This window comes from Yoonia sp. MH D7 (assembly GCF_054439475.1).
On sequence record NZ_JBTJCF010000001.1, the window covers coordinates 2,933,366 to 2,956,098 of the forward strand.

Annotated in this window: 23 protein-coding genes; 7 read left to right on the forward strand and 16 right to left on the reverse strand. The window is 54.8% G+C overall.

Annotation, left to right across the window (positions count from 1 at the left end; translation table 11 throughout):
• Window positions 1-5 precede the first annotated feature (5 nt).
• The 8 genes from hslU to tsaE all read right to left on the reverse strand — a co-directional run bounded on the left by hslU (window position 6) and on the right by tsaE (window position 10,740).
• Complete coding sequence (gene hslU / locus ACXLHR_RS14625) at window positions 6-1,310, reverse strand: ATP-dependent protease ATPase subunit HslU (protein ID WP_458792122.1); 1,305 nt, start codon at window positions 1,308-1,310, stop codon at window positions 6-8.
• Window positions 1,307-1,864 carry an ATP-dependent protease subunit HslV gene (hslV, locus tag ACXLHR_RS14630; protein ID WP_458792123.1) on the reverse strand — a complete coding sequence of 186 codons (558 nt, stop codon included), beginning with the start codon at window positions 1,862-1,864 and terminating at the stop codon, window positions 1,307-1,309. The genes hslU and hslV overlap by 4 nt, the downstream gene beginning before the upstream one ends.
• Before the next feature lie 111 nt (window positions 1,865-1,975).
• A complete protein-coding gene (trxA, locus tag ACXLHR_RS14635) occupies window positions 1,976-2,296 on the reverse strand; it encodes a thioredoxin (RefSeq protein WP_458792124.1) in 321 nt (106 codons plus the stop codon).
• 59 nt (window positions 2,297-2,355) lie between these two features.
• Entirely contained in the window at window positions 2,356-5,721 is a 3,366-nt protein-coding gene (gene addA / locus ACXLHR_RS14640) for a double-strand break repair helicase AddA (RefSeq protein ID WP_458792125.1), read from the reverse strand.
• Complete coding sequence (addB, locus tag ACXLHR_RS14645; protein WP_458792126.1) at window positions 5,718-8,648, reverse strand: double-strand break repair protein AddB; 2,931 nt, start codon at window positions 8,646-8,648, stop codon at window positions 5,718-5,720. The genes addA and addB overlap by 4 nt, the downstream gene beginning before the upstream one ends.
• Window positions 8,641-9,324 carry a nucleotidyltransferase family protein gene (locus ACXLHR_RS14650; protein WP_458792127.1) on the reverse strand — a complete coding sequence of 228 codons (684 nt, stop codon included), beginning with the start codon at window positions 9,322-9,324 and terminating at the stop codon, window positions 8,641-8,643. Before ACXLHR_RS14650 ends, addB begins: the two co-directional genes overlap by 8 nt.
• Window positions 9,321-10,277, reverse strand: coding sequence for an aminoglycoside phosphotransferase family protein (locus tag ACXLHR_RS14655; protein WP_458792128.1), 957 nt, complete (start codon window positions 10,275-10,277; stop codon window positions 9,321-9,323). The genes ACXLHR_RS14650 and ACXLHR_RS14655 overlap by 4 nt, the downstream gene beginning before the upstream one ends.
• Window positions 10,270-10,740 carry a tRNA (adenosine(37)-N6)-threonylcarbamoyltransferase complex ATPase subunit type 1 TsaE gene (gene tsaE / locus ACXLHR_RS14660; protein WP_458792129.1) on the reverse strand — a complete coding sequence of 157 codons (471 nt, stop codon included), beginning with the start codon at window positions 10,738-10,740 and terminating at the stop codon, window positions 10,270-10,272. Before tsaE ends, ACXLHR_RS14655 begins: the two co-directional genes overlap by 8 nt.
• A gap of 110 nt (window positions 10,741-10,850) precedes the next feature.
• Here tsaE and ACXLHR_RS14665 point away from each other — a divergent pair, with 110 nt between their 5' ends.
• Window positions 10,851-10,991, forward strand: a complete 141-nt coding sequence (locus tag ACXLHR_RS14665) for a hypothetical protein (RefSeq protein WP_458792130.1) — start codon at window positions 10,851-10,853, stop codon at window positions 10,989-10,991.
• Window positions 10,992-11,033: 42 nt separating this feature from the next.
• On the opposite strand, the gene ACXLHR_RS14670 is transcribed toward ACXLHR_RS14665, so the two are convergent.
• Both ACXLHR_RS14670 and regB read right to left on the reverse strand, forming a co-directional pair.
• Entirely contained in the window at window positions 11,034-12,620 is a 1,587-nt protein-coding gene (locus ACXLHR_RS14670; RefSeq protein WP_458792131.1) for a PAS-domain containing protein, read from the reverse strand.
• Window positions 12,621-12,690: 70 nt separating this feature from the next.
• Entirely contained in the window at window positions 12,691-14,064 is a 1,374-nt protein-coding gene (gene regB / locus ACXLHR_RS14675) for a sensor histidine kinase RegB (protein WP_458792132.1), read from the reverse strand.
• 85 nt (window positions 14,065-14,149) lie between these two features.
• Between regB and ACXLHR_RS14680 the strand changes: the two genes are divergently transcribed.
• Window positions 14,150-14,758 (forward strand): SCO family protein, encoded by a 609-nt coding sequence (locus ACXLHR_RS14680; protein ID WP_458792133.1) that lies wholly within the window; start codon window positions 14,150-14,152, stop codon window positions 14,756-14,758.
• A 62-nt stretch (window positions 14,759-14,820) separates the two neighbouring features.
• Window positions 14,821-15,372, forward strand: a complete 552-nt coding sequence (locus ACXLHR_RS14685; RefSeq protein WP_458792134.1) for an ActR/PrrA/RegA family redox response regulator transcription factor — start codon at window positions 14,821-14,823, stop codon at window positions 15,370-15,372.
• Here the strand turns inward: ACXLHR_RS14685 and ACXLHR_RS14690 are convergent, their stop codons facing one another.
• Together ACXLHR_RS14690 and ACXLHR_RS14695 are read right to left on the reverse strand one after the other, a co-directional pair.
• A complete protein-coding gene (locus ACXLHR_RS14690) occupies window positions 15,373-15,864 on the reverse strand; it encodes an N-acetyltransferase family protein (RefSeq protein WP_458792135.1) in 492 nt (163 codons plus the stop codon).
• On the reverse strand, window positions 15,861-16,451 hold the full coding sequence (locus tag ACXLHR_RS14695) for an HD domain-containing protein (protein WP_458792136.1): 591 nt from the start codon (window positions 16,449-16,451) through the stop codon (window positions 15,861-15,863). Before ACXLHR_RS14695 ends, ACXLHR_RS14690 begins: the two co-directional genes overlap by 4 nt.
• Window positions 16,452-16,529: 78 nt before the next feature.
• Between ACXLHR_RS14695 and ahcY the strand changes: the two genes are divergently transcribed.
• The 3 genes from ahcY (at window position 16,530) to ACXLHR_RS14710 (ending at window position 19,135) form a co-directional block, all read left to right on the forward strand.
• Window positions 16,530-17,918 carry an adenosylhomocysteinase gene (gene ahcY / locus ACXLHR_RS14700; protein ID WP_458792137.1) on the forward strand — a complete coding sequence of 463 codons (1,389 nt, stop codon included), beginning with the start codon at window positions 16,530-16,532 and terminating at the stop codon, window positions 17,916-17,918.
• 27 nt (window positions 17,919-17,945) lie between these two features.
• On the forward strand, window positions 17,946-18,656 hold the full coding sequence (locus tag ACXLHR_RS14705) for an extensin-like domain-containing protein (protein WP_458792138.1): 711 nt from the start codon (window positions 17,946-17,948) through the stop codon (window positions 18,654-18,656).
• A 137-nt stretch (window positions 18,657-18,793) separates the two neighbouring features.
• Window positions 18,794-19,135 carry a DUF2853 family protein gene (locus ACXLHR_RS14710; RefSeq protein ID WP_458792139.1) on the forward strand — a complete coding sequence of 114 codons (342 nt, stop codon included), beginning with the start codon at window positions 18,794-18,796 and terminating at the stop codon, window positions 19,133-19,135.
• A gap of 53 nt (window positions 19,136-19,188) precedes the next feature.
• Here ACXLHR_RS14710 and ACXLHR_RS14715 read toward each other — a convergent pair whose 3' ends face one another.
• From ACXLHR_RS14715 to tsaD, 4 genes are read right to left on the reverse strand one after another with little or no spacing between them, the layout of a single operon-like run.
• A complete protein-coding gene (locus ACXLHR_RS14715; RefSeq protein ID WP_458792140.1) occupies window positions 19,189-19,608 on the reverse strand; it encodes an EVE domain-containing protein in 420 nt (139 codons plus the stop codon).
• Window positions 19,608-19,880 (reverse strand): YciI family protein, encoded by a 273-nt coding sequence (locus ACXLHR_RS14720; protein WP_458792141.1) that lies wholly within the window; start codon window positions 19,878-19,880, stop codon window positions 19,608-19,610. The genes ACXLHR_RS14715 and ACXLHR_RS14720 overlap by 1 nt, the downstream gene beginning before the upstream one ends.
• Window position 19,881: 1 nt before the next feature.
• Entirely contained in the window at window positions 19,882-20,844 is a 963-nt protein-coding gene (locus ACXLHR_RS14725) for an NAD(P)H-dependent glycerol-3-phosphate dehydrogenase (protein ID WP_458792142.1), read from the reverse strand.
• On the reverse strand, window positions 20,841-21,935 hold the full coding sequence (gene tsaD, locus ACXLHR_RS14730; protein WP_458792143.1) for a tRNA (adenosine(37)-N6)-threonylcarbamoyltransferase complex transferase subunit TsaD: 1,095 nt from the start codon (window positions 21,933-21,935) through the stop codon (window positions 20,841-20,843). Before tsaD ends, ACXLHR_RS14725 begins: the two co-directional genes overlap by 4 nt.
• On the opposite strand from tsaD, the gene ACXLHR_RS14735 reads away from it, so the two are divergent.
• Window positions 21,929-22,687 (forward strand): uroporphyrinogen-III synthase, encoded by a 759-nt coding sequence (locus ACXLHR_RS14735; RefSeq protein WP_458792144.1) that lies wholly within the window; start codon window positions 21,929-21,931, stop codon window positions 22,685-22,687. The genes tsaD and ACXLHR_RS14735 overlap by 7 nt on opposite strands.
• Window positions 22,688-22,733 lie beyond the last annotated feature (46 nt).

Sequence of the window (22,733 nt, forward strand, 5' to 3'; positions counted from 1 at the left end):
CAGCCCTAAAGTACGTAGCGCGAAAGATCCGTTGAGCGTGCGAGTTCACCTAAGTGCTGCTCGACGAACGCGGCATCAATGGTGATTTCCTCGCCTGCCATATCCGGAGCGTTGAAGGACATGTCTTCGAAAACGCGTTCGATCACAGTATATAATCTGCGCGCTCCGATGTTCTCGATGCTTTCATTCACTTCGGCGGCGATTTTGGCAAGTGCTTTGATCCCGTCTTCGGAGAAGGTCACTGTGACTTTCTCGGTCGCCATAAGGGCAGAGTATTGTAGGGTCAGTGCGTTATCAGTTTCGGTCAGGATGCGTACAAAGTCAGCTTCTGTAAGGGCGCGAAGTTCGACGCGGATTGGCAGGCGGCCTTGCAGTTCGGGCAGCAGGTCAGAAGGTTTTGCTACGTGGAATGCGCCTGATGCGATGAACAGGATGTGGTCGGTTTTGATTTGGCCGTGTTTGGTGGCTACGGTTGTGCCTTCGATCAAGGGGAGAAGGTCGCGCTGCACGCCCTCACGCGATACATCGGCGCCACGAGCGTCCGATCTTGCGCAAACTTTGTCGATTTCGTCGAGGAATACGATTCCGTTTTGCTCGACCGCTTCCAGCGCAATTTTGGTCACAGCTTCGTCGTCGAGTAGTTTGTCGGCCTCGTCGGCGATTAACGCTTCATAGCTGTCTGCGACGGTCATTTTCTTTTTGATGGTGCGCCCGCCCATTTTGCCGAACAACTCGCCCAAGTTCATCATGCCGCCCATGCCGCCGGGTTGGCCGGGCACTTCAAAGCCGCCCATCGGGTTGGAGGTATCTGCGAGTTCAAGCTCGATGATTGTGTTATCGAGTTCGCCTGATTTGAGTTTTTTGCGGAAAAGTTCGCGGGTGCCGCTGCGCGCGTCTGTGCCTGCGACAGCTGTGATCACGCGCTCTTCGGCGGCTTCGCGCGCTTTGGCGTTCACGTCTTCGCGCATGTGTTCGCGGGTGTCGATGATCGCGGTCTCAATCAGGTCGCGGATGATTTGTTCGACATCGCGGCCGACATAGCCGACTTCGGTGAATTTTGTTGCTTCTACTTTAATGAAGGGTGCGCGTGCGAGCTTTGCCAATCGCCGCGAGATTTCGGTTTTGCCGACGCCGGTTGGCCCGATCATCAGGATGTTCTTTGGGTAGACTTCGTCGCGCAGATCGTCGCCCAATTGCTTGCGCCGCCAGCGGTTGCGTAGGGCTACAGCCACGGCACGTTTGGCGTCGTTTTGGCCGATGATATAGCGGTCGAGTTCAGAGACGATTTCGCGGGGGGTTAGGTCGGTCATGATTGGATGCTTTCCACTGTGAGGCGGCCATTTGTGTAAACGCAGATGTCAGATGCGATGGCCATGGCTTTGCGTGCGATGGCTTCGGCGTCGAGGTCGCTGTCCATCAGGGCGCGGCCTGCGGCGAGGGCGTAGTTTCCACCGGACCCGATTGCGGTCACGTCATGTTCGGGTTCGAGAACGTCGCCTGCGCCTGTGATGACGAAGAGTTCGCGGCCGTCAGAGACAATCAACATCGCTTCCAGTTTTTGCAGGTATTTGTCGGTGCGCCAGTCTTTTGCCAGTTCAACAGAGGCGCGGGCGAGTTGGCCGGGTGTGGCTTCGAGTTTCTTTTCAAGGCGCTCAAGCAGCGTGAATGCGTCAGCGGTAGAGCCTGCGAAGCCAGCAATCACGTCTTGGCCACCTGGGGAAAGGCGTCGCACTTTGCGCGCGGTGCCCTTGATCACGGTTTGGCCAAGGCTGACTTGACCGTCACCTGCGATGACGACTTTGCCGCCTTTACGCACGCCGATGATTGTGGTGCCGTGCCAGCCTGGAAATTCGTCTTTTGCCATGATTGCATCCTTTCGTTTGTTGAAACCTATATGGCGGTCGATTGGGTTTGCTACAAGGCGGACACAAAAAAGGGCGCCACTGGGGCGCCCGATTTCGCGTATTTCATTGGGTTAGATGGACTCTTCGATCCAAGATTTCAGTGCTGCTTTTGGTGCTGCACCTGCTTTGTTGGAAACCACTTCGCCGTCCTTGAACAGGAACAGCGCAGGGATGCCGCGCACGCCCATTTGAGCAGGGGAATTTGGGTTGGTATCGACGTCTACTTTGACAATTTTGACCTTGCCTTCGAATTCAGCGGACAGCTCTTCGAGTGACGGACCGATTTGTTTGCATGGGCCGCACCATTCGGCCCAAAAGTCGACGACGACTGGGATATCTGACTGGCGCACTTCGGCGTCAAAGGTTGCATCGGTTACTGCTAGCGTGGCCATTGGGGTATCTCCTTGGCGGAATTTGATATGAGGGAACCTAAGAACGTGGCTCCAGATGGTCAAGGTGTGGTGGCGCGTTCCAGTGCATCGAGGATCAGTTTTGGCGGCATTGGCATGAGAGTGGCGGTTTTTGTCCATAAAATTGCCACTTCGATGCTGTGATCGGGGAACACTTTTGCGAGAGCAGCTTGATACGCGCCCATTTGCCGTAACAGCCCTTCGGGGGTTTTATCGGGGGTGGTTGGGGTGAGATGGTTCGATTTGTAGTCGATTGCGAGCACAGTCTTGTCGGTGATGAGCAGGCGATCGATGGCGCCGTGGAAGCGGGTGGTGTCGACCTGTGCGCTGATGTCAACTTCGGTGAGGGCGTCGTTTGTCCAGAGGTGCTCGAGGTTTGGCTCGTTGAGAACCAGTGTGACGTGATCGAGGATTTCGGTGTCGTCGGCGAGGCCTGCGTCCATGCTGGACAGGAGCGCCTTGGCGAGTTTTTCGCGGTCGGAAATGGGCGCGAGAGGGAGGTGTTCGAGTAGTAGGTGGATTGCGGTGCCGCGCGCCATGGCGTTGTCTTCGTCCATTTTGCTGGGGTCGCCGAGCAGGATTTTTGCACCTTTGAGGTCAGACGGAGAGATGGTTTTTGGCGTTATGATTTCGGGTAAGTCGCCAAAGGTTGGGCGAGTTGTGACTGTGAGGTCGGGCGTTCTGCGTGGCTGCAATGTGCCGCTGGCCCAGTTTTCAAAGGCGAACCGTTTAATGGGCAGGCCAAAGCTGTCGGCGTCGACTGCGCCTGCGTGATCCATGCCACCTGAGATCATGTTGTACCAGCTATCGTCGGTTTTGCCTGTGTCGCCCGCCGCCGCGACGATCAGCCATTTTTCGGCACGGGTCATGGCGACGTAGAGCAAGCGAAGACGTTCTTCTTCCAGCGCTACTTTGATCGGGTCGGTCATGGCAGTGACGCTATCGGAGGATGCATCGGCGTTTGGTCGCCAGATGATTTGGCCATTTGCGGGCACAAGATCATCCACGGTTGGTGCATTCTTTTTGGCGCAGTCGGGCAGGATGACGATGGGGGCTTCAAGGCCCTTTGCGCCGTGCACGGTCATGACTCGGATGCGGTCGCCCTGGTTGTCCATTTGCCGTTTGACTTCAAGGTCGTCGGTTTGCATGGCGGCCAAGAATCCTGTCAAGCTGGGTACGCCGTTGGATTCGTAGATGAGGGCCTGCGAGAGGAGGGCGTCGATGCCGTCTTCGGCCTCAATGCCGATCCGCGCGAGCAGATTTTCGCGCCCTTGGTGACGGGTGAGGATGCGCTCGATCAGGTCATAGGGGCGGAGGAAGTCGGCTTGTTTGCGCAGATCGAGTAAGATAGCGAGCGTTTCTGCGTGGTGTTCTGCGTGGCGCAGGGCCGACCATAGGTAGCCCTTTTCGGGGCGATGGTGCGCGAGGGTGAAAAGATCTTGTTCAGACCAGCCAAACAGCGGGGATTTGAGGGCGCAGGCGAGTGAGAGGTCGTCCTCGGGTAGGGCGAGAAATGACAGGAGTGCGACGAGGTCGCGCACTGCGAGTTCGGCGCCAACGCGCAGGCGGTCGGCCCCTGCGATTTGCAATTCAGCGGCTTTGCAGGCACGGATGATTTCAGAGAATAGGCCTGTTTTGCGGCCGCGCACTAGGATCAGGATGTCGCCTTCAGTGATCGGGCGGTGATTGTAAACACCAGAGTTTTCGATCTCGACGGGCAGGGTATCGTGGGTAATCATGTGTTTGATCTGGCTTGCGATTTGGTTGGCAAGAACGACGATTTCGTTGGTTTGTGACGGTTGATCAACGGGGGCGAACCAGTCTTTTGGATCTTCGACCTCGGTTTTTTCGATAACGGGCCAGAGGTCGACGCGTCCAGGCATATCGGCCTTGAAGGCGAGGTGCTTTGCGTCTGTTTCAGGGTCGATGTTTTTGGGGCCGACGAAGGTTTCATCGACCACGCGCAGGATCGCGGGTGATGACCGGAAAGAGTAGTTAAGTTGGCGGTTTGCGAGGCTTCGACCAACGTGAGTGAGCGCGTCATCAAAGTGATGGCGCATTTGGTCGAATGCTTCGGGCGCAGCACCTTGGAAGGAGTATATTGATTGTTTGCGGTCGCCGACGACAAAGATTGTGCGCACGTTATCGGGATTTGCGCCGACGCCTGCGGTGAATTCGTGGGTGAGTTGGCGGATCACGGCCCATTGGTTTGGGCTGGTGTCTTGGGCTTCGTCGACAAGCACGTGGTCGATGCCACCGTCGAGCCGGAACAGAACCCAAGCGGCCACTTTTTCGTCGGTCAAAAGTAGTTTGGTTTTCACAATGAGGTCGTCGAAGTCGAGCAGTCCCATGTTAATTTTGCGTTGTTCGTAAGCAGGGAGAAAGACGGCGGAGAAGGCGTGAAGGGCGCGTGTTCGCTCATATGTAACGAGTGCGAGGCGGTCTTGGCGGCAAGCCTCTACTGCTTCCATGATCGGGTGTAAGTCTTCGATGAGTTCGAGGTTTGCTTCGCGCGTTGCTTTGGTCGGGAATGACGTGAGTTTGGCGGTGAAGGGCGTTTTTCCTGACTTAAACAGGAAGACATCTTCGAGGATAATTGCATCGGACAATCTTGGTGGATTTGACAAGTCGATCTGCGCCAATGCGTCTGCAGCTTTGGCGTCTGTGGTGGAGCCTTTGCGCAGGGCGGGGATCAGGTTGGTCAGGGTTTCTGTGGCGCCGACCATGAAGATTGTTTTGAGCAGGCTGGCGCGAGTGACGTCTGGCGTGAGATCGAGTGTATTGCGCAGGACTTCGTCTGAAGGGCGCACAGAGAGGATCTCGCGTTGGCGCGTGATGTCGGCGGTCAGGTCGGCGAGATCTGCGCCGGAAAAGTAGCGTAGCAAATCGTCGACCAGCGCGGCGTGATCGCCCATAATCATGTCGTCGACTACTTCGGCGCGCAGGTCGCGGGCAGTGCCGTCTTCCATTTCGCGAAACTGTGGACTGATACCTGCCTCTAGAGGGAAGCGCCGTAGAACGCCGCCGCAAAAAGAGTGGATCGTTTGGATTTTCAGTCCACCCGGGGTTTCGATGGCGCGGGCAAAAAGCTGGCGGGCATTGGCGAGGCGTGTGTTGTCGATTGACCCTTCGGTGCCAAGTTCGATTAGGTCGCGGCGCAGCGCGTCGTTGTCCATCATTGCCCATGCGCCTAGCCGTTTGAACAGGCGGTTTTGCATCTCGGCGGCGGCGGCTTTGGTGTAGGTCAGGCAGAGAATGTTTTGTGGCTCGACCCCGTCGAACAACAGTCGCGCCACGCGGTCGGTAAGCACGCGGGTTTTGCCCGAGCCGGCGTTTGCGGAAAGCCAAGTTGAGGATTTAGGATCGGCGGCATCGACCTGTCGTTGGGTGGCGTCATTGCGGATCATGTGAGGTCCTCTGGCACGGCGTCTTGGCTTGTGTCCCATTCGCCGAAGCGCGACAGGTGGTCGAAATAGCTGGTATCGGCTCGCGAGAAGGTTGCGATGCGCGCGCTATAGCCACGCGATTTTACGTTGTATTCATTTAGTAATTTGACGAAATCGGCCCAAACTTGATTGCTTGGGTTTTCCTCCAAGGGGGCGGCGACGTCTTTCATCGTGGTGTTCATGGCGACAAAGGTGGCGGCATCGACCTGATGTTTACCGAGCTTTTCAAATGCGCCGCGTTCGACCATTGCGGCCTCAAGGAGGAGTTGCTTGTCGAACCGCTCTTGCATTTTTGTCGTTGGGATTTGCCCTGTTTTGTAGTCGTAGATCAGCGCGGTGTCTGCGTCGGTCAGGTCGATCCTGTCTGCTTTGCAGGTCAGTTTTACGCCGGTGTCGCCGACCATGATGTCGCCTTCGGCCTCTAGAACGGAGAAGTTGGCCAAAGATTGGCGGTCTACCTCGCCTTTCAGGTAGGTGTCGGCGATCCGGTCTATTCTAGAGAGCCATTGTGCGCGGATTGTCGGCCATGGGCAGTCGCGGGTGAAGATTTCGCGGGCGATTTGCATGAGAATTTCGCGGGCGTTTGTGTCGACCGCTTTGGTGCCGCTAGCGATGAATTTCTCGAGGATTTCGTGCACGATGATGCCGCGAAGTCGGAAATCGACGGTGGGGATCAACGGGTTGAGTTCGTTGAGGCGCAGCACTTTTTGCGCGTATATTGCGTAGGGGTCGCGGATCAGGGTTTTGACTTGGGTGACAGAAATACGTTTTGGACGCGCGGCGATGGGTGGTTGCGGGGATGGTCGTTTTGCGGGGGCGACGGTGTGTTGTGGGGTCGAGAGTGATGCCGCCTTTGCGAGCCATGTGTTGCCGTCGGCGCGCATGCGGTCGAGCGCAATTTGGCCACTTTGGTTAGGAAGGCCGCCGAGCAGGTTTACCAAACGGTTGACCCAGCGCGACGGCACGGTTTCCGCCTCTGCCGAGCGTTTGGCGCGGCTGATCCAGACCTCTTTGCCTGCGACGGCTTGCTGGTAGTCGTGTGCGGACAAGCCGATGCGGCGCTCTGGCAAAAGCAGCCCTGCTTGTTTGCGCATTTTGCGGTTGAGCCATGGGTCGGGGGTTGCAGCTTCGGGACAGATCCCTTCATTCATGCCGCCAAGAATGACCAGATCGGCACCTTGAACGCGGGCCTCTAGGGTGCCCCAGATCAAGATGTTGGGCTGCGCACCATCGGGGTTGCGCACGGTGCCTTCGTTCAGGATTGCGCCGAACATTGCCGCATATTCGCGGGTATCCAGTTCGCCGCCAGCGTCGGCCTGTGCGGTGAGGTTATCGCAGATGCGACGGGCTTCGCGGCCAGCTGCCTCGTCCCACAAACCCCCTGCGCCAGATGTGTTTGGTCCTGCGCAGAATTGTTCGGCGAGGGTGATATGTGCTGTGATGTGATCAGATAAGTCGCGCGTGATGGGGGTGTCGATGTCGGTGATAAGCTGGCCAAGCCATGCGGCCCAATCAGCGCGAGCGGTGTCATGCGACCATTTTTGGAGGGTGAGCGCCGTAGGAAATGGCGGGCCGTTGCGGCGCAGTTCAAGTTCGAGTTCACGGGCGTTGAGAAGGTGCGTGTTACGATCATTGCCGCCTGTGTTGCAAAGCGGATGTTTGAGAAGTGTGAGAAGGCTTTCGCCCGTTACTGGCTTGCCAAAAAGATCGGCGATATGGCGAAGCATGCGGCCAGGGGGCGAGAGCGGCAGCGGGGTACCTGCGCTATCGTCTGGCCGAATATCCCATCGCTCTAGGGCGGCGGTGACTTGGCGGGTCAGCATTCTGTCGGGGGTTATGAGCGCGGCGGTTATTCCGTCTTGTGCGGCGGCGCGCAGGCGGAGTGCGATTGTTTCTGCTTCAGCTCGTGGTGATGGAGCCTCGATCAGCGTGATGCCTTGTGTTGCAGCGATAAGGTCGCCCATCGTTGGTCCGTCGCGCAGCCATTGATCGGTGACGGGAGCGGGGCGAAGCGAGAGGGAAATTAGTGAGTTTCGCGCGGGGTGTGGCGGTGGCGTTAGGTCCCATGCAGTCACGTCGTGGCGGCCAAATCCGATGAGATCCATGAGTTTGCGAAAGCGGTATTGTGGGTGATCTTCCGAGACCAGGTCTTCGGTCATTTGATCCCAGACGTCGTGGGGTAGGTCAAAATCGAAACCGGGCAGGATGACGGCGCCTTGAGGGAGCGATGCCACGGCTTTCATAAACAATGCGGTGGCGCCGCGCGACCCTGTCGAGCCCGCGACGATAATTGGGTGGGTTGGTGGGGAGTCCGTCCAGCGCGCGGCGAGTTGGGTGACGACGCGGCGTAAACGCAGGTCTTTGTCGGGGGCGACATTGTGCTCAAAGAATGGAGCAACGATGTTAAGGAATTTGAGCGCACGATCCCAATGACCGGATTCGTCACTGACGTCGAGATCGGCAAATTTGCTTGGGTCGACACCTTCGCCGTGCATTTCTTCCATGAGTTTTGCGAGGCTGTCGGATAGGTCGTAGAGAGCGGCGCGGGGTGCGAGGGTGGGGTCCTGAGTCAGCAGCGCTGACACGAATTGTGAAAGTTCTAGTCTGCGCCGTAAAGGGGAAACGGCGGGTGGACCGACGTCGGCGAGTGGATCATTTGCGAGGTCAGTAATGAGCCTGATACGTGGAAGTAGTCGCGCGGGGCCCCCGTCGAACATATCGCGGATGCGACGTCTCATGCGGCTGGTGTTGACAAAAATTTCGACACGGGCCCAATCGGTGGGGGCAAGATCGGTTGCTTTCTCTTGCAAACCCGTGACGAGGCTGCTGGCGAAATCAGCGCCAAGCGGCATGCCGAAAATGCGCGGTTTGTCGGTGGCGTTAAACATTGTGATGCGCCAACATGTCTTCAGCGAGCGGGATACTCGCGGCGTGGCCAACGTCGCACCAATGACCGTTGTAGGAATGTCTATAAAGCCCGTTGCGTGCGATCATGCGGTCCCATAGCAGGTTCATCGAAAATGCAGTTTCAGTGATGTTTTCAAGATCATCCGTGCGGATAATTTGTAGCCCTGTATAGATTTCACCCGTGCCGCGTGTCAGGTTTCCGTTGGCGTTGGCGATAAAGTCGCCGTTGCCTTTGTGGCCGATCGCACCTTTGTGCGGGATGGTCAGCAAGAGTGCCTCCATGTGGGGTTTCCAAGCCGCCAGAAGTGCCTCGATAGGGTTTTCACCACGCCAGACCGCGTCTGTATTTAGAGTGATGACTGTGTTGTGGTTCAATAGCGGTAATGCGTGACGCAAGCCGCCGCCAGTTTCCAAAAGCATACCTGTTTCGTCGGAAATGAGGATGTTGTGCGGGGCGAGGTGGGCGCGGATCTGGTTTGCTTTGTAATGCACATTTGCGACGACCGGGCGCGAGCTTGTTGGATCGAGCAGATCAAGTGCATGATCAATCAGGGACCGTCCTGCAACTTTGATCAGTGGTTTTGGCTTGTCATGGGTCAACCCGCCCATGCGGGTGCCAAGGCCTGCGGCAAAGAGCAAAATGGGAAATTTGGTCATGGTTGCAGCCTTTGCAGTGTTGTGGCGTCGGGTGGCGGTAGGGCGAATAGGACTGTGTTTCTTAGGTCAGTTAATGCGGGATGTGCGAGGTCGGTCATCAAGTGGGCCCAGACCCTCGGTAGGAGGGAAAGGTATTTTGTCTTGCCGTGTTGCTTGGCGAGTCGTGCAAAAATACCAAGTATGCGTAGGTTGCGCTGGGCTGAGATGCAGGCGAGTTGGGCTGAGGCGATGTTGATTGATTGGCAAAACTGGGCGATGCAATGAGTTGCAATGTCCGGATCGACGTCACGCCTTGCATCGCGAAGTAGCGACATGAGATCGTAGCCGGCTGGCGCGAAGCAGGCGTCTTGGAAATCCAGTAGTCCAACGCGGGAAGGTCCATGTAAGTTGGTCCGCCAGATAAGATTCTCTGCGTGGAAATCGCGCAATGCGAGATGGAGTGTCGGATCAACGTGGTTGACGAATGCATTTTGCATTGCGCGGTGTAATGTGTCTAGATGAATCGGCGTTGGCGCATAGTGCATCGCGGCGACGTTGATCATTTCCGGTGCAGTGGTCTTGTCGATTTTTCCGAGACTTAGTGCAGGTCTAAGTGTGTGGATGACGCTCAAAATGTCGGTCGCGGCGGTGTAAAGGGAGACCTCGTCTTGCGGCGTGCTTATGATGTGCGTGGCGAAATCTGTTTGGCCGAGATCAGTAATTATCATCACGCCGTCGTTCGGGTTATGGTAAAGGATTTCAGGAGCGCTGAGTCTGGACGCTGTCAGGAACTGTGCAATGTCAGCGAAACGTTGGGTGTCACGGGTGGGATCGTCCATCAAAATTGCAGTAGGCTGCCCGTTTTGACTTAGGCGAAAGTAGCGGCGGGAGGATGCGTCACCTGCAATTGGCGCACGGGCCCAAGAAGCCCAGACGCTTTTTTCGAGAGCTAGAGCCAGTGTTTCGTCACGCATTCTGTAACGCCTGAAGGAGCCGGTTTTTCATGTCGCCGTACATCGTTATAGATAGAGAATGGGATATATCCCCAGCAGTAAAGGCGAATTTCGCTGCGTTTGCGGGAGTATCTGCGCCAAGGCGGTCGGGCCATTCGATGAGGCAGATCGCGGATGTAAATGCGTCGTCAAGACCAAGTTCAATCGCCTCGTCGGGGTGGGTAAGGCGGTAAAGGTCGCAATGCCAGATGTCGCCATCGGGGTGGTCATAGGTTTGCACGATTGTGAAGGTCGGAGATGGCACGTCCTCTATGCGGCCCAATCTGGCGCGAATGAAAGCACGGGCGAATGCCGTTTTTCCCGCGCCAATTGCCCCCTCTAGTAGAATGGTGTCGCCCGAACGCAACAGTGGGGCGATGCGCGTTGCTAGCGCTACCGTGTCATTTTCGGTGCAGAGAGTGATGATAATTTTTTCGTTTGTCATACCCCAAGATATGTTGTGGGGCAGCGTCTGCAAGTCAATTGGTTATTCCTCCAAAAATTAGTGGAGTTCAGAAGTAGAATTTTCTCGGCACGATATCTGAAAAAGTTTTGATGAAGATGACGAAACATAAGTACTCCAAATTCTTTCGATCCTGCGCCATGTCGAGGGCGGTGTGCGTATCGGAGCTGTGCTGCGAGGATTTGGTCATCGGCGGCATAACGCCCGAAGAGAAACTAAAAATGGCCGCGTAAATTCTACCGTTACAGCCCTTTAAAAAATAGGGGATTAACAATTCAACGCGTCACTGCCCTGATTGCGGGATCGATTTGTGTTAATTTTTGTATCGTCGCTGATGCCGAGCTTTGGAATCGAAATCTGATCATGGTCATGCCTCCCGAAATTGGATCAGCGTGGCAGCTAATCCAGCGGCCGTCATCCAAAATGGCTGTGTCGATCCATGGTTTTCGTTGGCCTATTTGTGAGTTGAATTCGCGCAGGTTTTTCCAGATGCGCGACGGCGTGCAGCGCTCTTGCCATTTTCGCAACTCACCTCTCAGATCGCATTGTCCGAAGCCTGACTTGTTGTCGTTGTCCCATAGGCTGTTATAGGCGGCGTTGGCGAGGACCAGGTTTCCGCCGTTCGAGAAGACTACGATCGCGTCGTCAATTTTGTCAATGACGGCTTGACCCGTCTCGATTTCCGAGCGGAACCTACGTGTCAATGAAATTTCGGCGCTTATATCCTCGAAAAGTAGCGCAAATGCGCCATCCGGATGTGGCCTTCCGGTGACGCGGAATGTTTGTCCGTCGGGCAGGTTCCAGTTTTCAGTGTACGCACCTTTTTGAGAATCTTTTTCGATTGCGACGAATTGTTCTCGCCATGATGCGTAGTTTTTTGGTTCTGGCAGCATGCGCAGTTCGCGCAATCGGTCGAGGAAGGAATCCAGAGTTGGTCGACCCGAAATAAACTCGATAGGTAGTCCTGTCATGTCAAAGAGAGCAGGATTGAAAGTTACCAGTTGTCTGCGTCGGTCGAAGATCGCGAGGCCAATGGAAAGCTGTGCAAAAGTCTGGCTGAGTGTTTGCATAAATTTTCTTTGGGCAAGTTCGGCGCGTACAACGGGGTCGGCGTCGATGGCATATTGCGATGTGCCTGCATCCGATTTGTAGGTGGTGATGTCGTACCAGTGTGCCGCGCTGTTTTCGCCTTTGGTAGCTGATGCGCGTGTTGTTGATGTTCCAAGTGCTGCGTTCTCGGTGATCCCTTCAAAAAGCGATTTGCATGGAACCGTTGGTAGCGTATTGGCGGTCTTTGATTTTGCGTCATGGACCGCGAGATAAGCCTCGTTAGCCCAAACGAGACGACCGGCGGAGTCTGTGCGTGACATGATAATCGGTGCTTGGTTGGCGATGTCTTGCAACAAAGTCAGCTCCGCATTCTCGCGATTGGTTTGAATTCCTGTCAGTATTCCACCGGCAGATCCATCGGTTGCGCCGACCGTCAAACGAATACGACCTTTTATAGGTTGGAGATTGATCCACGCTGCGGTGCCGTCTTGAGCGTTAATGACTGTCGGGGTTGAAATAGTGTTAAGCAGTATTTCGTCTAGGGTTGGGAACGTGTCTATTAGAGCGCTGATCACACAGTCGCGTGTTGGTCGGGCCAAAGCATCGGGACCTAGTAGTGCTGCCGCCTTTGGTGTCGCGTCAACGACATCGTTATCTTCCAGCAGGAAAGCGATGTCATTGATATCTGGCGATCGGGTGAGCGCCGGTTGCTGCCTTGTTTTTCTGGTGGCGTAAAGAATACCCCAAAAAAGTGCTGATGCCGCAAATGCGGTCGCGCCAATAGCGCTTAGATCTAATAATCCCAATGACATAACTTGCCTGTCCCAATGTGCCCCGAGATCAAGACTGCGCTAGTAAGGTTAATGCATCGTTAAGTCACGATTAGTGCGTTGCGAATTTTTGATTGTCGCCCAAAGCTGTTGCAATGGGCATTTGGATTTTGGCGCGCGGCCAGATCACGTCGATTGTGGCACCGTTCATGGGGGCTGTTGCCTTTGATCCATTGCGAAATAAGAGACGCGCGCCTGACCTTTCGAGCAGAGTTTTCGCGATAAACAGTCCGAGCCCCATGCCCGCATAACCGGGTCGTTTTTCGCCATCCATGTTGTCGCGTCGTCTACGGACAAAGGGATCACCGATTCGTCCGATGACTGAGGTTGGAAAGCCATCGCCATCGTCTGAGATGCGCACTCGCAGATCCGATCCAGACCAGCTAATGGATATTTCGACGCGGGAATGTGCAAAGTCGACGGCGTTTTGGATGAGGTTGCGTAGCCCATGCACTATTTCGGGACGCCGTGGCACGATGGGTTGCCGTTCATCGCTTTGGTCTTCGGCGCCGATAAAAAACACAACGGTTTTGCCACGGTTCATATGTGGGTCTGCGGCTTCTTTTACCAAGGCCTCGATTGGCGCTTGCCGCAGATGCAGGTCATCCTTGCCTGCTTGCCCCATAGATTGCAGGATTTCACGGCAGCGCGAGGCTTGGTCATGGATGAGGTCAATATCCTCTAACAGATCTGGGTGGTTCGCCATTTCGGGACGCAGTTCGCCGCTAACCAGCATGATCGTGGCGAGGGGTGTGCCTAGCTCGTGGGCTGTCGCCGCGACGAGCCCGCCCAAGTCGGTAAGCTTTTGTTCGCGCGAAAGGGCGAGTTGTGTGGCAAGTAGTGCTTCACCCATGTTGTGCATTTCTGTGGTGACTTGGCGCGCATAGACGCCAAAGAAGACGACACCGATTACAAGTGCGAGCCAGAAGCCGAATTGGTAAAGGTCCGGCAGCGCGAGGAGCCCACCGCTCGCGGTCTCAATAGGGAGGCTGAATTGGCTAAGGAATGATGTGAGCAGGATGACGAGGACGCCAAGTAGGATGGTCCGGTGCAGGTTTAGGACCGTTGCGGCGATGGTAACGGGAGCGAGCAGAAGCAGTGCAAATGGATTGTTCAATCCGCCCGTTATGTAAAGCAGGGTGCTGAGTTGGACAACGTCGAAGATCAGCATGAGGAATGCTTCGCGCTCGATCAGCCGCTTGTTTTCGGGGTAGACGACGCGGAAGATCATGTTGGCGATGACTGAGGCGCCCACGGTCATCGCTGCTAGTCCAATTTGGATTTGCAGCTCGAACATATAGACCGAAACGATTAACGCCAACGTTTGCCCGATAATCGCGTACCAACGTAGCCGCACCAATGTGCGCAGACGGACCCAATCGCTGCGTTGCCTTTCCTGAAACATCTCGAATTCGGTTGTGGACATCGGTTTATCCTTTTTGCTGCGCGCTGGGCTATTGTTAAGTCGTGCGTGTTGGATCATCAATGCGACGACTTATCAGGGGGCTACTATGTCAAAGATGATAGCGATTTCTGCAAGTATTGCGGTTGTTGGTTTGATTGCCGGGACGTTTGCAGTGACGCAGTTGCGCGCACCTAGTTTAGAGGATTGCAGTGCTTCTGTTGCATCGGGGTCCGCGATTGGTGGTCCGTTCGAGTTGGTTGACCAGACGGGCAAGACCGTAACAGATGTCGATGTGATTACGCAGCCGACGTTGATTTATTTTGGCTATACGTTTTGCCCTGATGTGTGTCCGCTGGATGTGGCGCGTAATGCGGCGGTGGTCGATATATTGGCAGAGCGCAGTGTGCCTGTAACCCCTGTGATGATCAGTATTGATCCGGCCCGCGACACCCCCGAAGTGATGGCAGAGTATGCGAATAATTTTCACCCTGACATGATCGGGCTGACGGGAAGTGATGCGCAGGTGGCTGTTGCGTCAAAGGCGTACCGTACGGTTTACGCTAAGCAGGATGATGATCCTGAATATTATTTGATGCAACATTCGACGTTCACATATCTTGCGATGCCTGATCTGGGTGTCGTGGAGTTTTTCCGCCAGACGGATAGTCCTGAAAAAGTCGCTGATATTGTTGCTTGTTTTGCAAAGGCGGCCTGACATGTTGATGTCGGTGCGTTACAAGCTATCTGACGCATAATGAAGCGGAAAGGCTGAAGCCGATGGAAGTAGATCCAATAGAGCTGGGCGACGACAAGACGTTGCTGTTGGTCGATGACGACGAGGCGTTTTTAAGGCGTCTGGCGAAGGCGATGGAGAAGCGCGGGTTTTCTGTTGAGACGGCTGATTGTGTTGCTGGCGGTAAGGCGATTGCGACGGCCCGCCCGCCTGCCTATGCGGTTGTGGATTTGCGCCTGACGGATGGAAACGGTTTGGATGTTGTCGAGACGTTGCGCGAGCGCCGCCCTGATGCGCGGATTGTCGTGCTGACGGGCTATGGTGCAATTGCCACCGCAGTTGCTGCGGTGAAGATTGGTGCCACAGATTATTTGGCGAAACCTGCGGACGCGAATGATATTACCAATGCGCTATTAGCGCGGGTCGGTGATTTGCCGCCGCCGCCCGAGAACCCGATGAGCGCGGATCGTGTCCGTTGGGAGCATATTCAGCGGGTTTACGAGTTATGTGATCGCAATGTGTCCGAGACTGCCCGGCGTTTGAATATGCACAGGCGGACCTTGCAGCGGATATTGGCGAAACGCAGTCCGCGCTGACTACAGATCAAACCTCTTGCGAATCCGGTCAACAGGGGTGCCATCGTTCAGCGGCACTTGAGGTATCACCTCGTAATCGACGAACCCAAGGCCGCCGTAGTATTTCAGCCCACCTACATTATCGCCCCTGATTTTGGCGTCTATGGATTTGACGCCTGCCTCTTTCGCCGCAAACCGCGTGGCGGAAAACAGTTTCTGACCGATCCCCATCTTGGCCCGATCAAGACCGACAAACGTGGCAATAACAGCCCAGCCGTCGCGGTCCGTCGCCCATCCAAGAAACTGAAACCCTGATAGCCGCCCATTCGTTATGGCAACGTGACACGCAATCAGATCGGGTGGGGAAATGTAGTGTGCCAGCATGGTGTCCACGTCTAGTGGTGTTTCGTGTGCGGTCGTGCCGCCTGCCAAGATGACGGCATTTAGCAGTGTTACCATTTGTGGTGCATCACCTTTTACCGCCACGCGCACGCGGGTGTTGAGCATAATCATATCAAGTCCATGAGTTGTTTATGTTTCATCGTGAAGTCGTGGCGGACTTCAACTGGGGGGCGGAGCTGAATTTGTAGCATTTTCGCCATGTCAGGGTCAATTTTACCGAACAGCTTGTCGGCTTCTGTGGCAGTGAAACCTGCTATTTGGACCGCTTCCAACCAAGCAGATATTTTGTCGGCCGCCTTGATTTGCTTTTTTATTGTTGCGGGTAGCTGGGCAGGAAGGCCAAACCGGATGTGGATAGCAGCCATCAGTTTGTCATCAAGCAATCCGTAATTGGGACCGACAGCGGCTTTTACGGGAGAGATCATGTCACCGATCACATACTCGGGTGCATCATGCAAAAGAGCTGCCAGTTGCCATTTGACAGGGGCTTTGGGGTTTTTTGCGGAGAAGATATCCGTCACTAACAAAGAGTGTTCGGCGACTGAATAGGCGTAATCACCGATCGTTTGGCCGTTCCAGCGCGCCACAAACGCAAGGCCATGTGCGATGTCTTCGACCTCGATATCCATTGGGGTCGGGTCAAGTAGATCAAGTCGACGCCCCGAGAGCATCCTTTGCCAAGCGCGTGGTTGTGCCATGTTTTGTCCATTACCTTGTCGCAGTGACTTGCCAGTGCTAGATGATCCGTCGAATAGATGACAGACAGGATGGCCCATATGGCAACCGACTACATTGTAAAAGATATCGCACTCGCAGCCTTCGGCCGCAAGGAGCTGGACATTGCTGAAACCGAAATGCCGGGGCTAATGGCGCTGCGCGAAGAATTTGGCGCGAGTAAGCCCCTGAAGGGATCGCGCATTGTTGGGTCGTTGCATATGACCATTCAGACCGCTGTGTTGATTGAAACGCTCGTGGCGTTGGGCGCTGATGTGCGCTGGGCGTCTTGCAACATTTTCTCGACGCAGGATCATGCGGCAGCGGCGATTGCAGAATCTGGCGTCCCTGTTTTTGCGATTAAGGGGCAAAGCCTGACCGAGCATTGGGATTATTTGGATCGCTCGTTTATGTTCTCTGAGGGTGCAAACCTGATCTTGGACGATGGTGGTGATGCAACGCTTTATGTGTTATTGGGTGCGCGTATGGAAGCGGGCGAAGATGTGCTTTCGGTTCCGCAATCCGAGGAAGAAGAAGCGATCAAGGTCCAGATCAAAAAGCGGATTGCCGACACTCCGGGTTGGTTTGCCAAGACAAAGGCTGCGATTGTTGGTGTGTCAGAAGAAACGACGACAGGTGTGCATCGCCTGTATGATCTGCACAAGAAGGGCCAACTGCCGTTCCCTGCGATTAACGTGAATGATAGTGTGACCAAGTCGAAGTTCGACAATAAATACGGCTGCAAAGAGAGCCTTGTCGACGGTATTCGCCGCGCGACTGACACGATGATGGCGGGTAAAGTTGCTGTAGTTTGTGGGTATGGCGATGTTGGTAAAGGGTCGGCTGCGTCATTATCTGGCGCTGGTGCGCGCGTGAAGGTGACTGAAGTTGATCCGATTTGTGCATTGCAAGCGGCGATGGACGGCTTTGAGGTTGTGACGCTGGAAGATGCTGTTGCGACGGCGGATATTTTCATCACAACGACAGGCAACAAAGACGTTATTCGTATCGAGCATATGCGCGAAATGAAAGACATGGCGATTGTTGGTAACATCGGTCACTTTGACAATGAAATCCAAGTGGCGAACCTGCGCAACCACAAGTGGACCAATATCAAAGATCAGGTTGATATGATCGAGATGCCAAGCGGTGCACGCCTTATTTTGCTGTCAGAGGGACGTTTGTTGAACCTTGGTAATGCGACTGGTCATCCGTCGTTTGTGATGTCTGCCTCGTTCACAAACCAAGTTTTGGCACAGATTGAATTGTGGACGAAAGGCGATGAATACCAGCCTGGTGTTTATATTCTGCCCAAGCATTTGGATGAAAAAGTAGCGCGTTTGCACCTTGCGCGGATTGGCGTGAAGCTGTCCAAACTGAACAAAGAGCAGGCGGATTATATCGGCGTGACCGTTGATGGTCCGTTCAAGCCAGAGCACTACCGCTACTAATTCGTGGCGGAGGATAAGCCACCAAAGATGAAGCGCGCCAGCATTGTTGGCGTGCTTTTTCGTTTGGTGTTGGCCGCGGTTTTTTGGGCGATTTTGTGGGTTGGGGTAAACCCAGAGCGCATTCCTGCGGGGTGGAATCCGGTTGCGCCGTTTGAGGTTGCAGACCCGATTACGCCGCTAACTGACTGGCGTATGGGGCGGGCGTTGGCGGATCCTGTTGCCTGTTTAGCGGCACTGGAGGGTGGGGCCGCGTTTCAGGTTTTGGCCGATTTTGAAGCGTCAAATCAGTGCCATATCAAAGGACGTGTAGTTTTACAGGGTGTTGGTCAGGCGCAGATCAGGCCTGTTGAGACTCGTTGTGCTGTCGCGTTGCGCTTGGCTATGTGGGAGCGACATAGTTTGCAGCCAGCTGTAGAGGTGCTGGGCACGTCACTGTCTGGTATTACTCATATCGGCAGTTACAATTGCCGCGAAATACGCACGAATTCAGGTTCATCCGGTCGTATGAGTACCCACTCAACGGCGGATGCGATAGATATTTCCGGCTTTGATTTTGCGGATGGCCGCGAAGTGCGATTGATCCGTGATTGGGAAGGGGATGATGAGATCGCACGTTTTCTCAGAGTGGCAAAGGAGGGTGCCTGTAAGTGGTTCCGTTTAACGCTATCGCCCGACTACAACGCATTTCACGCCGATCATTTTCATTTGCAGTCTAAGGGCTGGGGCACTTGCCGTTGATAATAGTCGGTTAATTTTCCCCCCTATTTTTCTTTACCTTGGCGTGCGTTGCGCACTAGGCTTTGTTCAAGCGCAGCTTTTTTGGCCCGCGCTCAACCAGGCCTGATGTGGCCAAAGAATAGAATTGGGGATTTTTGATGGGTAAGAGAGACGAATGGATCGCGAAATACGCGGAAGATTTGACAGCGAAATGCGGCATGACGCCAGATATGGATCTGCTGACTAAGGTCACGATCGGCTGTGGTCCGGCGATTTATAACAAAGATGCGCAAACTGTCGCTGGCGGTCAGGCGGCCGAGCTTGAGACCGTAAAAAATAACTTTCTCGTCAAGAAGCTGGGTCTTACTGATGGGCCAGAGTTGATGGAAGCTGTTGAGAAGGTCATCGAGGTTTATGGTAAATCCGAGCGCAATAAATACCGCGCTGTTGTTTATTACATGCTGACAAAGCATTTCGGAAAAGAAGCTGTTTACAGCTAAATATTTGTTGGTTGGGGATAAAAACGCTCGCCAAGTTTGGCGAGCGTTTTACATTAAGGTGTGGTTTGACCTAACGCGCAGACGATGTCCCATTCTGCGTCGCTCACGGGTTGCACGGATAAACGTGCGCTTTTGACGAGTGCCATGTTAGCAAGCCTTGGGTCGGTTTTGATTTGCGCAAGGCTGACGGGTCTTACGAATGAACATACCGCTTTGATATCGACGCAATCCCAACGTGGGTCTTCCGTGGTGCTATCGGGATGCACAGCGGCGCAGATTTCGACAATTCCGACGATTTCCAGTCCTGATCGCGAGTGATAAAAGAACCCGCGATCGCCGACTTCCATCGCGCGCATATTGTTGCGCGCTTGGTAGTTGCGCACGCCGTTCCATTCCTCGCCAGCGTCACCTTTGGCGACTTGCGCGTCCCAGCCCCAGACGTCGGGTTCAGATTTAAACAGCCATTTTGCCATTAGCCGATGACCTTTTTCCATGCTTGCAAAGTCACGGATTGGGACAGGCCTGCTTTGTTGTAGGGATCGTTGTCAGCCCAAGTTTGAGCGGTGGTCATGTCGTCCACCTCAAGAATTATCAGGCTGCCGCACATCGCACCGTCGCTATCAAGGAAGGGGCCTGCCATTTCTACGACGCCAGTTTCCGCAATATAGGCCAGATGTGCCTCGCGGTTATCCAGTCGTGTTTGCAGAGCGCCGTCTTTGTCTTTGGTGATCAATGCAATGCGCATTTTATTCTTCCTTTAGTGGGCGCGAAAGCAGCCTTTCTAAGGCGGTTTTCACTGTTGTTTCATTTTTTGTCAGGCTGGCCACTACCGAACAGATTGGCATGTCGATGTTAAGCGTTTGCCCAAGTTGGCGCACGGCACGTGCGGTTGATGCGCCTTCGATAGTTATTGTTGGGTCAAAGTCGTCACCGCGTCCAAGGGCCAACCCATAGCGATAGTTGCGTGATTGGTCGGAAGTGCAAGTGAGGACCAGGTCGCCAAAGCCTGATAATCCGCTGAGTGTTTCGGGTGCTGCGCCAAGTTTGGCGGCGAGGCGTTTCATTTCGATAAACCCGCGCGTGATCAGGGCTGCGCGCGCGCTTTCGCCATAGCCGGCGCCCATACAGACGCCGCAAGCAATGGCCATGACGTTTTTCAAAGCGCCACCAAGTTCGGCGCCAATAGTGTCGTTTGTGCGGTAAAGTCGTAGCGTCTGGGTCGATAACTCGGCTTGCATTACTGCGCATTTTTCATCGTCGGCGCAGGCAATTGTGAGGGCTGTTGGAAGGCCGCGCGCAATATCGGCCGCAAAGCTAGGTCCTGTTAGCACAGCCGCTGTTGCGCTTGGAACGCAGTCTCGAATTGTGCTCGCAGGGCCTGTCATGGTCGTCAGATTGATGCCCTTACAGCAAGCCACGAGTAATTTGCCTTCGAGCGCGTCTTTGTGGGCTTGCAGAAAGTCGCGGAGTGTCTGTGCAGGCGTGGCGAGTAGGATCACATCGGCGGCGAACAGGTCATCGAGATCGTTCGTCACGGTCAAGCCATTGGGCAGGATCACACCAGCTAGGCGAGGGTTTGTCTTTGTCTGCTGCATGGTCCTGACAGCGTCGATATTGCGTGCCCAAAGTGTTACTTTTTTCCCGTCAAGCACAAGGGCGACACCAAGAGCCGTGCCAAATGCGCCACCGCCTGCCACTGCAATTCTCATGCCTTTGCTCCTTTTTTGCCTGAACCTAGCATGGGCGCTGCTGTCTGATCGAGCGGCCAGCGGGGTCGCGCGGACAGGGTCATGTCATCTTGGTATCCCGCCGCGAACCGCTCTAGCCCTGCATATGCGATCATTGCCGCGTTATCTGTGCAGAGGGCCAGAGGTGGTGCGATAAAATCAGTATCTAACAAAGCGCAAAGTGCTTCGAGTTGCGATCTGATTTGCGTATTTGCGGCGACGCCTCCAGCGACAGCGAAGCTGCGTAATTCAGGGTTAAGCGCGAAATATTCTTGCAGTGCGCGGCGCGATTTTTCCGTAAGTATATCGGCGACGGCAGTTTGGAAGCCTGCGCTAAGGTCCGACTGATCTTGAAGAGTTAATCCGCCTTTATCGGCTATCACTGCATCGCGTGCGCGGATCATTGCGGTTTTAAGCCCTGAGAAAGACATGTCGCAGCCCGCTTGATTAAGAAGCGGGCGTGGCAGTTTGAACCGTTTGGCATCGCCCTTTTCACTTGATTTTTGCACCGAAGGTCCGCCCGGTTGTGAAAGGCCAAGGATGCGCGCGGTTTTGTCAAAAGCTTCACCAGGCGCGTCGTCGATTGTGCCGCCAATGCGTGTGTAGTCGTTGTGGCTTTTGACCAAAAGAAATTGGCAATGCCCTCCAGATACGAGCAGCATGAGGTAGGGGTAGGGAGTTTGGTCGGTCAGTCTCGGGGTTAGCGCATGGCCTGCGAGGTGGTTCACGCCGATCAGCGGAAGTCCAGTTGCCGCGCAGATGCCTTTTGCCAACATAACACCAGAAACAACACCGCCGATAAGACCCGGACCTGCGGTAACCGCGACACCGTCGAGGTCAGAAAAGTTAACTTTTGCTTGTGTTAGAGCCTGTTTTACACTGATGTCGAGTTTTTCAACATGTGCTCGCGCTGCTAATTCTGGCACGACACCGCCAAAATCGGCATGAAGCATAGTTTGCCCGAAAACCACGGATGAAAGGATGGTCGCTTTTCCATCCTCCATGCGCACTACGGCGGCAGCGGTGTCGTCACAGCTGCTTTCAATTCCAAGGATGGTCAGGCTTTGTGTCATACGAAGTCCGGTTGCGGTTTGTGATTATGCAGGTAACACTTGGGCCTTCTGCAAACAATGGTGCTACGGTGAAGCCTGTATTGATAATTACACGTCCTGCCCCTGATGGCGACCGCTTTGCCCGTCAGGTTAAGGCGCAAGTTGATGTGTCGATTATTGTTTCGCCACTGCAAAAGATCGTGCCTGTTGACGTGAGGTGCGGCACGGGGGCTGTTGTGTTCACTTCGTCCAATGGTGTGGCGCAGGCCGTTCGCATGGGGCTGAGCGGGTCGCGTGCGTGGTGTGTCGGGAACCGCACGGCGCAGGTGGCGCGGGATGCTGGATTTGATGCGGTATCCGCGAGGGGTGATGCAGAGGATTTAATAAGGCTTGTTTTAGCGCAGAAGTCAGTCGAAAACCTGACGCATATTCGTGGACGGGAGGCGCGCGGGGATATTGCGCTGCGGTTGAGCGCTGCCGGTGTTCCTTGTGCGGATGTGATTGCCTATGAGCAAGAGGTGCTTGCGTTGTCGGATGCAGCGAGGGCCGCAATCGAAGGGGCGAATACCGTGATTATTCCACTGTTTTCCCCACGTGCTGCAACGTTGTTATTGCAGCAGGCGACTGTGGGGCCGCGTGCGCGTGTGATTGTTATAAGTAAAGCGGTTGCGGAACGTATGGGCGGTTTGCGGGTTCAGATAGTGGACAAACCGGATGGTGATACAATGTTGGCTGCGGTGATTGATGCCTGTTGTGATTTACAGTCATTTTGAACGGTCGCTTGAGGGTCTGCCGTTGGCCCTATAGGTTATATTTGTG

Excerpts from the sequence above, each read along its gene's own strand:
- ACXLHR_RS14685 (WP_458792134.1), top strand. The coding sequence starts at position 14,821 with ATGGAAGTAGATCCAATAGAGCTGGGCGACGACAAGACGTTGCTGTTG.
- tsaE (WP_458792129.1), bottom strand. The coding sequence starts at position 10,740 with ATGACAAACGAAAAAATTATCATCACTCTCTGCACCGAAAATGACACG.
- ACXLHR_RS14655 (WP_458792128.1), bottom strand. The coding sequence starts at position 10,277 with ATGCGTGACGAAACACTGGCTCTAGCTCTCGAAAAAAGCGTCTGGGCT.
- ACXLHR_RS14720 (WP_458792141.1), bottom strand. The coding sequence starts at position 19,880 with ATGCGCATTGCATTGATCACCAAAGACAAAGACGGCGCTCTGCAAACA.
- trxA (WP_458792124.1), bottom strand. The coding sequence starts at position 2,296 with ATGGCCACGCTAGCAGTAACCGATGCAACCTTTGACGCCGAAGTGCGC.
- tsaD (WP_458792143.1), bottom strand. The coding sequence starts at position 21,935 with ATGACACAAAGCCTGACCATCCTTGGAATTGAAAGCAGCTGTGACGAC.
- regB (WP_458792132.1), bottom strand. The coding sequence starts at position 14,064 with ATGTCCACAACCGAATTCGAGATGTTTCAGGAAAGGCAACGCAGCGAT.
- addA (WP_458792125.1), bottom strand. The coding sequence starts at position 5,721 with ATGATCCGCAATGACGCCACCCAACGACAGGTCGATGCCGCCGATCCT.
- hslU (WP_458792122.1), bottom strand. The coding sequence starts at position 1,310 with ATGACCGACCTAACCCCCCGCGAAATCGTCTCTGAACTCGACCGCTAT.
- ACXLHR_RS14680 (WP_458792133.1), top strand. The coding sequence starts at position 14,150 with ATGTCAAAGATGATAGCGATTTCTGCAAGTATTGCGGTTGTTGGTTTG.
- ACXLHR_RS14715 (WP_458792140.1), bottom strand. The coding sequence starts at position 19,608 with ATGGCAAAATGGCTGTTTAAATCTGAACCCGACGTCTGGGGCTGGGAC.
- hslV (WP_458792123.1), bottom strand. The coding sequence starts at position 1,864 with ATGGCAAAAGACGAATTTCCAGGCTGGCACGGCACCACAATCATCGGC.
- addB (WP_458792126.1), bottom strand. The coding sequence starts at position 8,648 with ATGTTTAACGCCACCGACAAACCGCGCATTTTCGGCATGCCGCTTGGC.
- ahcY (WP_458792137.1), top strand. The coding sequence starts at position 16,530 with ATGGCAACCGACTACATTGTAAAAGATATCGCACTCGCAGCCTTCGGC.
- ACXLHR_RS14665 (WP_458792130.1), top strand. The coding sequence starts at position 10,851 with ATGAAGATGACGAAACATAAGTACTCCAAATTCTTTCGATCCTGCGCC.
- ACXLHR_RS14690 (WP_458792135.1), bottom strand. The coding sequence starts at position 15,864 with ATGATTATGCTCAACACCCGCGTGCGCGTGGCGGTAAAAGGTGATGCA.
- ACXLHR_RS14710 (WP_458792139.1), top strand. The coding sequence starts at position 18,794 with ATGGGTAAGAGAGACGAATGGATCGCGAAATACGCGGAAGATTTGACA.
- ACXLHR_RS14695 (WP_458792136.1), bottom strand. The coding sequence starts at position 16,451 with ATGGCACAACCACGCGCTTGGCAAAGGATGCTCTCGGGGCGTCGACTT.
- ACXLHR_RS14725 (WP_458792142.1), bottom strand. The coding sequence starts at position 20,844 with ATGAGAATTGCAGTGGCAGGCGGTGGCGCATTTGGCACGGCTCTTGGT.
- ACXLHR_RS14650 (WP_458792127.1), bottom strand. The coding sequence starts at position 9,324 with ATGACCAAATTTCCCATTTTGCTCTTTGCCGCAGGCCTTGGCACCCGC.
- ACXLHR_RS14670 (WP_458792131.1), bottom strand. The coding sequence starts at position 12,620 with ATGTCATTGGGATTATTAGATCTAAGCGCTATTGGCGCGACCGCATTT.
- ACXLHR_RS14705 (WP_458792138.1), top strand. The coding sequence starts at position 17,946 with ATGAAGCGCGCCAGCATTGTTGGCGTGCTTTTTCGTTTGGTGTTGGCC.